Source organism: Thermosynechococcus sp., assembly GCF_046299655.1.
Taxonomy (GTDB): domain Bacteria; phylum Cyanobacteriota; class Cyanobacteriia; order Thermosynechococcales; family Thermosynechococcaceae; genus Thermosynechococcus.
In genome coordinates this window covers 1-13,198 of the sequence record NZ_JBKBHZ010000017.1, presented here as the reverse complement: position 1 = coordinate 13,198, position 13,198 = coordinate 1, and the positions used below count along the sequence as shown (strand labels likewise).

General features: G+C 53.7%; 14 protein-coding genes. 6 read left to right on the top strand and 8 right to left on the bottom strand.

Features of this window, described 5'->3' with window-relative positions; translation table 11 throughout:
* Positions 1–56: 56 nt before the first annotated feature.
* Entirely contained in the window at positions 57–401 is a 345-nt protein-coding gene (locus ACK4HN_RS10025) for a hypothetical protein (RefSeq protein ID WP_409869062.1), read from the top strand.
* Here ACK4HN_RS10025 and ACK4HN_RS10020 read toward each other — a convergent pair.
* From ACK4HN_RS10020 to ACK4HN_RS10000, 5 genes are all read right to left on the bottom strand, one after another.
* Positions 398–670, bottom strand: a complete 273-nt coding sequence (locus tag ACK4HN_RS10020; RefSeq protein ID WP_409869061.1) for a DUF3143 domain-containing protein — start codon at positions 668–670, stop codon at positions 398–400. The two genes, ACK4HN_RS10025 and ACK4HN_RS10020, sit on opposite strands and share 4 nt — an antisense overlap.
* Positions 667–1,134: a J domain-containing protein gene (locus tag ACK4HN_RS10015; RefSeq protein WP_409869060.1), complete on the bottom strand. Its 468-nt coding sequence runs from the start codon at positions 1,132–1,134 to the stop codon at positions 667–669. Before ACK4HN_RS10015 ends, ACK4HN_RS10020 begins: the two co-directional genes overlap by 4 nt.
* An 8-nt stretch (positions 1,135–1,142) precedes the next feature.
* Positions 1,143–2,363: a type II secretion system F family protein gene (locus ACK4HN_RS10010; RefSeq protein ID WP_409852071.1), complete on the bottom strand. Its 1,221-nt coding sequence runs from the start codon at positions 2,361–2,363 to the stop codon at positions 1,143–1,145.
* Positions 2,364–2,398: 35 nt separating this feature from the next.
* Positions 2,399–3,493, bottom strand: a complete 1,095-nt coding sequence (locus ACK4HN_RS10005) for a type IV pilus twitching motility protein PilT (RefSeq protein ID WP_409852073.1) — start codon at positions 3,491–3,493, stop codon at positions 2,399–2,401.
* Positions 3,494–3,560: 67 nt separating this feature from the next.
* A complete protein-coding gene (locus ACK4HN_RS10000; RefSeq protein ID WP_409877593.1) occupies positions 3,561–5,585 on the bottom strand; it encodes a GspE/PulE family protein in 2,025 nt (674 codons plus the stop codon).
* Positions 5,586–5,869: 284 nt separating this feature from the next.
* On the opposite strand from ACK4HN_RS10000, the gene ACK4HN_RS09995 reads away from it, so the two are divergent.
* The 3 genes from ACK4HN_RS09995 to ACK4HN_RS09985 are packed head-to-tail and all read left to right on the top strand — an operon-like array spanning position 5,870 to position 7,857.
* The gene (locus ACK4HN_RS09995; protein ID WP_409852076.1) at positions 5,870–6,121 is read left to right on the top strand and encodes a hypothetical protein; all 252 of its coding nucleotides are present in this window, start codon (positions 5,870–5,872) and stop codon (positions 6,119–6,121) included.
* Positions 6,122–6,319: a hypothetical protein gene (locus tag ACK4HN_RS09990; protein ID WP_409869058.1), complete on the top strand. Its 198-nt coding sequence runs from the start codon at positions 6,122–6,124 to the stop codon at positions 6,317–6,319. It abuts the gene before it with no gap.
* Positions 6,316–7,857, top strand: coding sequence for a right-handed parallel beta-helix repeat-containing protein (locus tag ACK4HN_RS09985; protein ID WP_409877591.1), 1,542 nt, complete (start codon positions 6,316–6,318; stop codon positions 7,855–7,857). Before ACK4HN_RS09990 ends, ACK4HN_RS09985 begins: the two co-directional genes overlap by 4 nt.
* Here the strand turns inward: ACK4HN_RS09985 and ACK4HN_RS09980 are convergent.
* Positions 7,854–8,834 (bottom strand): SPOR domain-containing protein, encoded by a 981-nt coding sequence (locus tag ACK4HN_RS09980; RefSeq protein WP_409877590.1) that lies wholly within the window; start codon positions 8,832–8,834, stop codon positions 7,854–7,856. The genes ACK4HN_RS09985 and ACK4HN_RS09980 overlap by 4 nt on opposite strands.
* Positions 8,835–8,943: 109 nt before the next feature.
* Here ACK4HN_RS09980 and ACK4HN_RS09975 point away from each other — a divergent pair, with 109 nt between their 5' ends.
* The gene (locus ACK4HN_RS09975) at positions 8,944–9,882 is read left to right on the top strand and encodes a glycosyltransferase family 2 protein (RefSeq protein WP_409877589.1); all 939 of its coding nucleotides are present in this window, start codon (positions 8,944–8,946) and stop codon (positions 9,880–9,882) included.
* Here ACK4HN_RS09975 and leuD read toward each other — a convergent pair.
* Entirely contained in the window at positions 9,879–10,475 is a 597-nt protein-coding gene (leuD, locus tag ACK4HN_RS09970; protein ID WP_409877588.1) for a 3-isopropylmalate dehydratase small subunit, read from the bottom strand. The two genes, ACK4HN_RS09975 and leuD, sit on opposite strands and share 4 nt — an antisense overlap.
* Positions 10,476–10,484: 9 nt before the next feature.
* Entirely contained in the window at positions 10,485–11,537 is a 1,053-nt protein-coding gene (locus ACK4HN_RS09965) for an adenosine deaminase (protein WP_409877587.1), read from the bottom strand.
* A 218-nt stretch (positions 11,538–11,755) separates the two neighbouring features.
* On the opposite strand from ACK4HN_RS09965, the gene ACK4HN_RS09960 reads away from it, so the two are divergent.
* A partial coding sequence (locus ACK4HN_RS09960; RefSeq protein WP_409877585.1) for an RDD family protein occupies positions 11,756–13,198 on the top strand: 1,443 nt, incomplete at its 3' end.

The window sequence follows — 13,198 nt, the reverse complement described above, 5'->3', positions numbered from 1 at the left end:
TGGACAGAGGAAAGCGTAGCTGTGAAAAGTTCTGATAAAAACCGGGGGAGCGCAGCATGAGAAAGTTATTACCTGTTACTGCCTACACCATTCGCCGTCTGCTGCGGCAATACCAGGGGCAGCTCAAATCTGTGGCGGTGGAGGGGGCTTGTTTAGTGGCTGATCCCGAGGCAGACTTGAACGCCGTTCTTGAAAGTCTCTATCTAGATGAAGAGGAAGTCCGTACCCAAGTGGCTGAAATTGAGAAGCTGATGATGACCTATCAACTGCTGTTGAAAGCAGGGGCAAAAGAGCAGGCGACAGCCATTGAGGATCAAATTCTCTGGATTTTTGGCCTGAAGCGAATCAAGGGTCAAACCGGCCAAGAAACTCCAGCAATGCCCGTCATGATGGCGGTTTAAGGGCCTGCAAAAATCGCTTCCTCTACAGCAGCGCGGGGACAGGAGTACTTGAAAGATCGTTGCACAACAGTGCCGGCAAGGCGATCGCGATAGACCACTTGGAGTTCTTCAATATCTAAGCAAATCCGCGCTGACCACTGCGGGTGCTCTAACTCCCAGCAGTGGATATCCGTTTCGTCGCGCACACAGCCCTTTTGCTGTAGCCATGCTTCAATTTGCGGCAGGGCATGGTTGTAGAGGGGAGTTTGGGGATTAGGCAGGGTATTCATCCCAGTTCTGAAATGTAGCTGACAATTTGCAAGATCCATTCTTGCCCCTGTTGGGACAAACCGACAATTACCGCTAGAACCAAGCACCCTATAAACGTAACCCCCAAGATAAACAGGGCAAATAGCTCCCCCGGCGAGAGGGGGCGATCGTCAGGTGGAATGGGGGTAGAACGCCCAGACCCCTGAGAACGAGAAGCTAGACCTATCCCCATTGCTGATTTTGACTGTGCTCGCAGGCGCAATTGTAAGTCATACCACTGTCGCTGCTCCGGATTGGTCAGCACGGCGTAGGCCTCATTGAGGCGATGGAACTCCTCACGGGCGATCGCCAGCGGCAACGTCGTCGTATCCGGATGGTAAAGCTTACTTTTTTCGCGATAGGCGCGGCGAATCTCCGCTAGCGAGGCAGTAGGTGCCACCTCAAGAACATCGTAATGGGTGCGCGACGGAGACCGAGGGGCCATAACCAGGGTTATTTGACCAGATCGAAGATCTTGAACATGGGCAGGTACATCGCCACCAGAATTGACCCTACCATACCCCCTAGCACCGCAATCATCAGGGGTTCCATCACACTCGTGAGGGCTTTAACCGCTTGCTCCACCTCGTCTTCGTAGAAGTCTGCCACCTTCATCAGCATCTTATCCAGTTCCCCCGTCTCTTCCCCCACGTTAATCATCTGGGTCGCCAGAACTGGAAAGACACGCTCCTGCTGTAATGCCAGACTGAGCATCCCCCCCTGTTGCACTTCCTTTGCCGCACGGTCAATGGCATTGGAGATCACTTGGTTACCGGCTGTGGCACTGACAATCTCAAGGGAGCGCAAAATCGGCACCCCTGAACGCGACAGCGAGCCAAACGTGCGGCAGAATCGCGCCACCGCTGTTTTTTGTACCAAATCACCAAAGAGAGGCAACTTCAACAGCAGACCATCAATTGTCAATCGGCCATTGGGGGTTTTGTAATAGAAGCGGATCCCCACCACCAAGGCGACCACACAGAGAATCAACAATGCCATATACTGAGGCGTGCGCAGGAATTGACTGAGGGCCACCATCATGGCCGTAAAGGGGGGCAACTCGCCGCCCAACTGCTTAAAAATTCCCTCAAAGACAGGGATGAGGAAAATCACCATCCCTAAGAAGATTCCCACTGCCAATAAACCAACCACCACAGGATAGGTCAGGGCGGACTTAATCTGGTTATTGAGGCGGGCTTGATCCTCCAGCAATTTCGACAGACGGTTGAGCACCTCGTCGAGCACCCCCCCTGTTTCCCCCGCTTGGATCATGGCGATAAAGAGATTATCAAAAGCCTGTGGGTGGGGGCGCATGGCATCTGCAAGAGTACTCCCCTGCTGAATATCGTTGTTGACCGCCATGAGGATTTTTTTCAGCTTTGGGTTGGTACACTGATCTGCCAACACACCGATCCCGCGTACCAAAGCCACCCCCGCATTCACCAGCGCCGCAAACTGCCGAGCAAAGATGGCTTTGTCCTTCACTGTAATCTTTGCTAAAAAACTGAGGTCAATATCAGACTTTAGGGTAAGGGTTTTTGCCTCCTTGACCTCTAGAACCTGTACCCCTTGCAGTTGCAAGGCCATGCGTGCTTCCCGTGGTGTCGCAGCTTCCTCGCGGACGGTTTTGTACTTGCCTTGGGCATCCCGTATCCGCACTTCGTAGGTTGCCATGACTCAATACCCCTTCTCTTCTCAATGAGTTCTAACTAGCGCGCCGCCGCAGTTGTACCGGCACCAATGAGACGTTGCAACTCATCCTGACGCGAGGATTTAGACATTGCTGCTTCATAGGTAATGATGCCAGCACGATAATAATCGGCCAAGACTTTTTCCAAAGTCTGCATCCCCAGCTTGCCCCCCGTTTGAATGGCTGAATAGATCTGCGAGGTCTTGCCTTCGCGAATCAGGTTGGAAATAGCAGGGGTCACCACCATAATCTCTTGGGCCATAATTCGCCCAAATTCACCAGGCTTGGGATTTTTCTTGGGCACCAGTGTTTGGCTAAAGACCGCCACTAGAGAGTTGGATAACTGGACGCGAATTTGCTGCTGCTGCTCTGGCGGGAACACATCCACCATGCGGTCAACGGTTTGGGCGGCTGAACTCGTGTGGAGGGTTCCCATCACCAAGTGACCCGTTTCCGCTGCCGAAATGGCTAATTGAATGGTTTCCAAGTCACGCATCTCACCCACTAGGATAATGTCCGGGTCTTCCCGCAGTGCTGCCCGCAGGGCATTGGCAAAACTCTTGGTGTCTTCCCCCACCTGCCGTTGGTGGATCAGGCTCTTGATTGGTTCGTAAACAAATTCAATCGGGTCCTCAATCGTCAAAATATGCTCGGCACGGGTTTTGTTGATTAGGTCAATCATCGCCGCCAAGGTGGTGGTTTTCCCTGATCCCGTCGGCCCAGTGACCAGAATCAAGCCCCGTGGCCGCTCACACATCTCACGCACAACATTGGGCAATCCCAACTGCTCAAACGTGGGAATTTTGGAACTCAAAGCGCGCAAGCAGGCGGCATAGGTACCCCGGTCTTTATAGACATTGACCCGGAAGCGGGCTAGACCCCGTACACCATAGGAGCAGTCCAACTCCCAGTTCTGCTCTAACTGCTTGCGCTGGGTATTGTTGAGCATACTGAAGATCAGGCGCTGGCATTGCTCTGGGGTGAGTGGCTCGTAGTCCGTTGGTGTTAATTTGCCGCTAATGCGAATGTAGGGCGGTAAGCCAGCGGAGATGTGCAAATCGGAGCCACCATTGGCCACCACTTGCTCCATTAGGTCTTCAATCATTAATTCCATAGGGTGTTCCTCGTTTAGGCAGTTTGGTCAACAACACGCCAGTTCATCACTGACATCAATAATCTTGTTAATCCACAAAGCGGGGTGTCATGCAATAGGGGCATTCTAACCATTCGGGTTGCGCCTCAGCACCACAGGTACGGCAAGTTAAAGAACTCTTACGTTTGGCCTTGAGTTCTGATTCGAGACCCGTGTCCGTAAAGGTGACGCGCTCGACTTCTTCGAGGGTGGTGATGCCTTCTTTAACCAAGTTCAGGCTATAGGCCAAGAGGGTTTTCATCCCCTCTTCCACCGCCGCTTCCTTGATCCGCTCGGTGGGGGCACCTTCAGTAATTAGGCTTTGCAGGCGCTCCGTCACTCGCATAATTTCATAGACCCCACAGCGACCCTTGTAGCCCAATCCTCCGCATTTACTACAAATGGGTTGACCACTGGCCTTAGCCGCCTGAATTTGTTCGGGGGTTAATGTATTGGCTTTGTAAAAGGTAATATTGCTCGTTTCCGAAGCAGATAGACCAAAACGAGCTAACTCTTCACGGGTCGGTTGATAAGGAATACGGCATTCTGTGCAAACTCGCCGCATGAGTCGCTGGGCAACGACGCCAATTAAGGAGGCGGAAACCATAAAAGGTTCGATCCCCATTTCCGAGAGACGGGCAACGGCACTGGCCGCATCGTTGGTGTGTAGGGTGGTTAACACCAAGTGACCTGTTAACGCCGCTTCAATGGCGGTTTTGGCGGTTTCCTTGTCGCGAGTTTCTCCGACGAGAATCACATCGGGGTCTTGGCGCAGAAAGGCACGCAGAATGGAGGCAAAGTCCATGCCCTTTTCGCGAATGACCTGCACCTGTGTTAGGCCGGGGAGCGTGTATTCGATGGGGTCTTCCGCTGTACTGATGTTGACACCGGGGCTATTACATTCGGCAAGCGCCGAGTACAGTGTGGTGGTTTTCCCTGAACCCGTCGGTCCTGTAACGAGGATCAAGCCAAAGGGACGCTTGATCATCTCACGGACAATGGCAAGACTCTCTGGGTCGGTAATGAGTTTGTCGAGACCCAGTTGGGTAGCGGAGTTATCGAGAATCCGCAGTACGACTTTTTCGCCCCAGCGGCTGGGCAGGGTATTCACCCGAAAGTCCACCCGTCGCCCTTGGAACATTTTGCGGATACGACCATCTTGAGGGGCACGCCGCTCGGCAATATCGAGGTCAGCCAAGATTTTGAAGCGCGAAACCACGGCGGGCACGATCTTCTTCGGCAGGGGATCAAAGGCTTGGTGGAGCACCCCATCTTTGCGGAAACGAATCCGTAGGTATTCCTCTTGGGGTTCAATGTGAATGTCGGAAACCCCCTCAGTGAGGGCTTTGGCTAAAATTTTGTTGACAAGGGCAATAATCGGTGCGTCTTCTGCCCCTCGCAGCGCTTCAGCAAGGTCAACCTCTTGCTCCCCTTCCAGTTCTTCTAGACCACCAATGGCTTCGATGTCTTCTGCGATGTCGATTTCACCAATTGCAGCGGGGGCATTTTTACTGGCGGCAGCTTCCGCCACCTGCTTGTTGAGAATCGGGTCAATGAGGCGTTGGTAGTCCTCTAGGGTGATCACCATCCGCTTGAGGGTCAGGTTGTGGGCGCGCAGGAGGCGGTTGAGATTGTCAATGGCTTGCAGGTTATCGGGATCCACCATTGCCACCAGCAGATAAGGGGGGTCAGCATCGAGGTACTTGGCAACAGGGATCACTTGGTAGGTGCGGCAGGTATCAATCGGGACAATTGTGTTGATCAGTTCCTCGATTTGCTCGGTGGGGAAGCGATTGAGTTCGGGGTCGAGGCAATCGACACCGTAGATGACTTTGAGTTCAAAAAGCTGTTGCTTGTGGTACTGGCGCAACAAATCGGGGGGCATGGTGGTGCCCGTCATCTCCTGCAGCACGGTCACCAGAGATTTGCCTGTTTTGCGGGCGGTATTCATGGCCTCCCGCACCTGATCAATACTGGCATAGCCGGCGGCAACAATAGCTCGCTCTGTGGGGCTAGCGGCTCTGCCGCGCACGGTAAGTGCTTTGCGAGAAGAGGACGAGGATGTGTTGACCATAGGGCGCGTTGGGGTCTAGATAGCTTGCCTACTATAGTAGCAACAAGTTTCCCAAGGATTTCATCACTCTCTAGGAAAGAGAGGGCTAGGATGGAGGCGATGCGGCGGTAGCAAAAGGGCGATCGCTCAACTAGTTTTTGGGTTCCTCACTGTAAACTTTCCCCGTTGCATGAGGCACATTAATAACACTAGTAGCGTAGGTAATAACCTCAGGACAGCGCTTGGCTGAGGACTATTTCTTGCTATCAATCACTTGCAATTGTTCTGTTGTGGAGGGTTGTGGAATGCGTGTCAAGGTGGGTCTCAACATGCGCCTTAGGGATTTTATCCTGCCCCTATTAGTAGGAAGTTTGGTCTTTGTGGCTTTTGGCGATCGCTTTTTGCCGGCACCCTTGAGTACAGCCAGTGCCAGTACGCGCACACAGCTCAATGGTTTGCTCAAGGGCATGCTGGACGGCTTTTTGGTCTATAACCGCTACCATAAGACAGAGGAGATGATCCGCGAGGCAGAAAAGGCTGAAAGCAAGAAAAGATAGATGCGCCGCTTTTTACTCTTTCTTTTGTGGATGATCAGCAGTGGGGCGATCGCCCTTTTTTCGGTACAGAACGCCAAGGCGGTGTCTCTTAGATTTCTCCTCTGGGAGTCAATTCAAATGCCACTGGGTCTGCTACTGGTCTTTGTGGCAGCGATCGCCCTGTGGGTACCCTATCTAGCCCGTCCGCTGCGGCGATGAAGTGGCGATCTCTACTCCTTGCTGTATTGGCCATTGTCCTAATTGGCACATGGCAGCCCAAGATTATGGCAATTCCCACCTCGCCGTCAGTTTTAGAGGTGAACCCAGCCCATCCCCAAGCCAGTGATACGCCGCAGGACATCACACAACACCCCTTTCGCACGATTGGTGCTGCTTTGGCATGGGCGCAGAACAGCGATCGCCCCACGGACATTTACATCCACGGCGGCATTTATCGGGAGGCCTTGGGAACAATTCAGCAGCGGCAAACCCCCCTGCGGCTGATAGCTAAGGCCGGCGAGCGCGTGATTTTGCGCGGCAGTCAACAGTGGTCCGATTGGGAAGTAGTCTCCAGCTCCCCTGAGGTCACAATCTACCGTCACCCTTGGACACTGGGCTGGGGGGTTTCGGGCAACCCTTGGACGGATTACGGCGTTGATCTGCCCTTGCTAGCGCAGCGGGGCGAATTGGTCTGGGGACAGGATCATCCCCTGCGGCAGCGACTCCGCTTCGAGGAATTGCAGGGGAATGATTTCTATGTGGCCGATGCGGAGCAGCAACTGTATGTGGCCCTGCCTGCCGGAATTTCCCCTAATGAATTAGAAGTCGCCGTTCACCGTGAGGCCTTACGAATTTTAGACAGCGGCTTTATCAGTCTGGTGGGTCTGCGCTTTGAGCATTATGGGGGGACGTTTACCCAAGCGGTGCGCATTGAACGTAGCCATGAGATTGAGATCAAAGACTGTGTCTTTTGGGGAAATAATTGGGGCGGGCTGGAAAGTCACCAGAGCGATCGCCTGCGGGTGGAGCGAACGCAGTTTCTGCAAAATGGCTGGCGGGGCATGGCGGGGGTACATTTGCGGGACTTCACGGTACAGCAGGTGCTCGTGCAAGGGAATAATTGGCGAGGGGCATGGGCAGGCTTTTACACTTGGGATGCGGGGGATAAGTACTTTCACCTGCGCCGCGCTGTGTTTGATCGCTACCGCGCTATTGAGAACCAAGCGGCTGGTCTGTGGCTGGATACGGATAACCAAGAGGTGTACATCCGGCGATCGCAATTTGTCGGCAATGCCGTTGTCGGTCTTTTCCTCGAGGCGGGTACCGGTCCAGTCACCATTGAAGACTCCTTAATTGCCTATAACTACAGCATCGCCCCGAACTATTTGCAAACCCCCGGCATTTTTGGCTGGGCGGCTGCCCAGGTTACCCTGCGCCACAACTGGATTTGGGAAAACCAAGGGGCACAAATTGGGGTTCGCGATCCCTCCCCCCGCACCATCACCCTGCCGGAAAGCGGCAAGGAAATCACCGTCCGCTCTGAAAACTGGCACCTAGAGGGGAATTGGATTGGTAGCCGCCAAGAGCGACTGCTCACTACCCTCAAGGGGGAACCGTTTTTGCAAACGCTGGGATTGCAGAATAACCACTGGTGGAGTGAAGCGCCCTACCCCTTTCGCCTCGAGGGAGAAGATGTCCCTTGGTCGCAGTGGCAGGAACGATATGGTCATGCCAGCGATCGCTGGCTCACCCCCTAAAGGCGATCGCGCAACTGATTCACCATTGCTTGGGCAGAAGCCTCATCCAGAAACATCCCCAGTTGAATCTTGGTTTGGTTGCCCTCCTCAACCAAAAAGGCATCGGGCACAAGAGCTTGGACTTTTTCTAGATCAGCAGGTTCTTTGTAGGGAGCAAGCACATAGTAGTGACCATTGGGCGTTTTTTCCACAAAGAGCGGCGTCGTCTGTTCAGGTTCAGCCGCGGCTGGGCTAGGCGTAGGGGTGGGTGAGGCACTCGGAGCGGGACTGGCTGCAGGTTCCAATTGGGCAAGGGTGCTGCGATTGACCTCGGGAAATTCCCGCGCAGTCATATCGGGACCAACGGGGGGCGTGGGTGATGGAGATTCGGGAGCTGGACTGGAAGAGGGAGAAGATTCAGTGGCAACGGGGGCGGGTCGGCGGCTAAACCACCACAAGGCTGCGCCACTAAAGCCGGCCAAAATGCCTACCACAATCAACCAGCGTTGCACCAAATAATGTTGATTATTGCTCTCGCGCCGTTGGAACCAAGGACGCTGCTGATTTTGCCGTGCCTGTTTGAGGAGCTCACGGGTGGAGGCAAAGGGACGCTTTGTTGGGGTTGGTGTCTGGGGGGCAGGGGGATCGCTAGCGTAGGATTGGGGCAAGAGTTCGGCTAAATCTGTGGGGTCAAACTCGAAAAATGGATTGGGGGGGGCCTCATTTAGACGTTCATCAGTGGCTGCTGCTGTCTCTGAGGTTACAGCTAAAGACCCGACAACAGGAGGAACGACCTGTGAAACAGGTTCTGTGGTAGAGGCAGGGGGGACACTTGGTTCTGAGGGAGTTGCAGATTCAGGAACAGGCGGGGTATCAAAGGGAGAATGGGCTTGTACCATACGATGGCAGCGATACTGGGTGAGTTCTGCCTCTAAACTGAGGTTGAGGCAAGCCAAAGCTGCTTGCAAACGTTGGCGATCGACGGTGGCAGAAGTCATAGCAATTGCTCCCAAATCAGTGCCCTACAGTCCCTTCGATTAACGCACCGACCCAATGGATTATGCAGCAAACTGTGCAAGTTCGCCAAAATGGCACAGATTCCCACTCTTGAGTGTTTGCATTCCCGCCTATAACCGTCCCCAAGGACTGGTGGCAGCGGTGCGCTCAGTGGTGGCTGCCTTGCCGCCTGAGTACCACGATCAAGTGAACATCATTATTACGGATGATTCCACTACGCCAGCAGCTGTCGCAGATTTATTCGCTGCATGGTCAGGCCACTGGCACTACCAGCACAATACCCAGCGCCTAGGCATGGTGGCCAATTGGAACGCTAGCTTGGCCAAAGCTTCTGGGGAGTTTATCCTGCTGTTGCACGATGATGATTACCTCCTGCCCCAAGGGATCACGACGATTCTGGAAACCCTCAGCAAGTACGGCAGCCAGTTTGATGTTTTTCTCTTTGGTGTGCACTTAGTGAATTCGCATCAACGCGGTTTGCGACGGCAGATGCCACGGCGGCAGGAATGGCTCCCCCCGACCCAAGCCCTCAGGCAATTGCTGCGTCATTCCTCGTTTGTGCGGTTTCCCGCCTTGGTCTGGCGGCGATCGCTCCTCAACGAAGTCGGCTACTTTGATCCCGCCTACGGCGAAGCCACAGACCTCTATCAATGGCTACGCTTCTTTGCTCAGAAGGGGGTTTACACCGTGCCCCGCGCCACCGCGGCCTATACGATTCATGATCAAGCCCTGACAATGGGGATGTTTCACGCCCAGACTTTGGTCACCCTAGGGCGTATTTTTGCGGCTGCCGCTGATTTCTCTCTTCTCTCTGCGGAGGAGCTACGGCAGTGTCAGTGTGACTTTTTTCACCAGTTTATCTTGGCGGGAACGTGGCGATTTTTGCGCCGACGACAGTGGCAACAGGCTCAGGCCGTGTACCGCCTGTTTGATTTACCCGAAGTGATGGCCTTGGGGCGATCGCGCCGCTGGCAGGCTTTGCGCTGGTTATTTGCAGGCTGGCTTTGGTTAGGGGCACGCTTGGGCTAGCTGAGGTGGACCGCCCACCGCACATAGGGAAGTCGAGCTGCCACTTCATGAATTTTGTCGCGGTTCGCCAAAAGTTGACCACAGGCATCCCATTGACCTGAAATGAGCATTTGCCGCGCACTTTCTGCCATGGTTAAGGGAATGACTCGATCTCCTGCCCTCAGGGTTAGTGTGGGCAGATCAAGGGTCAGTTCGGTACTGGGCTGATCCTCCAAGAGGGTTTGCAGTGCCTGTACCTGCTCAGGGGAACTTGTCACACAGGGAATGCCCATCGCTAGGCAGTTGCCGGCAAAAATTTCGGCAAAGCTTTCGCCCACAATGCCTTGAATCCCCCAACGGGCGATCGCCTGGGGGGCATGTTCGCGACTAGAGCCACAGCCAAAATTGGCATTCACCACCAGAATGCGTGCCCCTTGGTACTGCGGCAGGTCAAACGGGTGCTGCCCCGACTGGCGATCGTCGGCAAACACGTATTCCCCTAGCCCATCAAAGGTGACACAGCGCAGAAACCGCGCCGGAATAATGCGATCGGTGTCAATATCGTTGCCCCGTAGAGGAAGGCCACGACCGCTAACGCGTTCAATCTTGCTCATAGGCCTATCTTACTGGATTGCGCAGCTTGTCAGTGCAGGCTGGGGGGAATTGCCCTGAAGCAGGTTACTCAGCAATAGGGTCGGCGGTTGTGCATGGGGCCAAGCAAAGGCGTGGCGAAAGGCTGCTTCCTGACAGGCTTGCAACTCCTTGAAGTTGAGGATGTCGTGGGTGAGCAAGTTTTCGTACTCAAAGGGCAGCCGCACGTTGTGCAGACCCGCGTTATCCGTACAGATGGCCACATCCACCCCCGCTTCAAAACAGCGTTCAAAGATCAAGCGCAATTGCGCGTAGCTCTCGAGGGTACCCGTTTGAAAATAGGTGGTGGGGCAGACTTCAAGGCATTGACCCGCGGCGGCCACTTCTTTAAGCAGCTCTGGATAGCGCAGGGGAATTTGAATGCCATGGCCGATGCGTTGTAGATAAGGCAGGAGTTCGGGATAGCAGCCATTGACGGTTTCGTAGAGGTGGCCGGTGGTTTTCAGGCCGCGATCGCGGGCATAGGCATAGAGCTTCACAAACTCTGCCATGCGATCGCCATAGACGCTATCGCCTCCCGCCAAATCAATGCCACAGACAAACTGGGGAAAACTCGCCGCCAAATCTACAATGGCCCGATTCACCGCATAGGGGAGTTGCGTGTGCATGCAGAGAATTTGGCTTGTGACAATGGGGTACTCCGGCACTTGGCAGGCAAGACCCACGGTTTTGACAATATCCGCCATCTGCTCAATACGCTCGCTCTCAGACCGCTGTGGATCCGTGCGCAGGTAGGGGGTATAGCGCAACTCCAGATAGGCCAAGTTTTCAAAGATATAGGCGCCGCGAATCAAGCGAAAGATAAAATAGGGCAAGGTTTGCGGTGTTTGCACACTCTCCACAAGGGTGTGGAGTTCGAGGTATTCCTCAAGGGATTGGCGGGGGCGAGTATAAAAGGTTTCAAATTCCTCATAGTCGGGAAAGCGATCCGCAAGGGCGCGATCGTTGCGCTGAAAATAGCGCCAAAGAATCCGTGGTACAACTGAGCCACCCAAATGCCGATGTAGTTCTGCGTACAGTGCCATACCTGCTCCTTAGACTGGCCAAAACGCAACCAATGATTAAACTGGCCAAAGGGGTTAATGCCCACACCTCAGCCACCGAGAACAAACCCAAAACAGCGACGAACGAAGAAGAAAAGGATTAAATTGTTCTAATGTTAACAAATTTTACAAAGTAGCGCAGGAACCAATGGGCGCAAACGCTAGGATCATCTCGATCTCCAATTGGTCGGGTATCGCGAATGTGGCCTTTTCGACGCCGAGGACGGCTTCCCCATTCTCTCTCTAGCGGCAATGTGGTCACGATTGCTTTAGAATTGTACCGCCATCAGGGCAATCGCTATTTTCTTTTGAGTCTTTTTGCCCATGCGTGGTTTTTTCTGCTCACCATTGCCGCTGTGCTAATCTTGGCTATCGCGTTAATTATGGGTGGGCTTCTCACCAATCGCATGGGTGTTTTGACTCCCTTGCTCTTGTTGCTAGGGATGGGTCTTCTAGTAGCTTTACCTTTCTATCTTTTTGGTTGGACACGGCTAATGGCCAGTGGTGCGCTGCTTTCTCGCCGTATCTATGCTGTCCTCACTGCCCAAGAGGAATCAGAATCGGCAGCCCGCAGCTTCATTTTTCCCAAGATGCTGAATTATTTGTTGGCCACTCTGATGGTCAGTGTTATTTTGCTCTTGGTTCCTGGGGTTTTGGGGGCGATCGGCTACTTAATCTATTGGGTGGGCTGGCCTGTGGTGCAATTCCTAGAGCAGAGTATTCAAACTGAGCCTGCCAGAAGTCTCTTCTTTTTAACTTTTCTCTTCAGCATCCTGTTGCTGCTGCTTCTTGCGCTGTTGGTCATTAGCTACTTTATGGCACGGCTTTCCCTCGTTGATGTGATCTTAGCTCTTGAACCTGCGTGTACGCCCCTCAAATCCGTTCGGCGCAGTTGGCAACTGACGCAGGGACAGGCATGGCACACGCTAACAGTGTTCTTTGTGGCTTCCCTCGCCACGATTCCTGCCAATCTCCTTAGCAATCTCATCAACAGCGTGGTGATTATTCCCGTCGCTGGCCTGTTTTTAGGGGTTTTACTCCTGCCCCTCTGGCAAGGGATCAAGGCAGTTCTCTACTGGGATCTACGGGTGCGCAATGAAGGGGCGGCATTTCAAGTCCGCCCAGAAGCGGTGAATCCCCTGCGTTGGTTGCGACGGGTCACATTACGCACACCGGAAAGTATTGAGTTGGACTTTGCCCTAGCGGGCATCGGCAGCCGCGTTTTGGCTTGGCTCATTGATCAGATCATTCTTTACACCGCGCTTGTGCTCTTTTCGCTGGCGGCAGGGTACATCTATTTTTACGCCCTTTACCCGTGGCTGATTGAGGTGCTACCCGCCAGTGGCCAAAGTATTGGAGCTTGGAGTTTGGCTATTTATCTACTGGTGACGTTTGGCCTCTACAACGGCTATTACATCTTTTTTGAAACCTACTGGCAGGGACAAACTCCCGGTAAGCGCTATGCAGAAATTCGCGTTGTTCAGGATAATGGCCGCCCCATTAGTCTGCGGGAAGCCACCCTGCGCAGTCTGCTCCAAACCATTGATTTTGCTTTTTTGGGTATAGGGGCATTCCTAGTGGCGTTATCTCGATCAGAAAAACGCTTAGGCGATATGGTGGCAGGTACCCTCGTGATTCAAGAT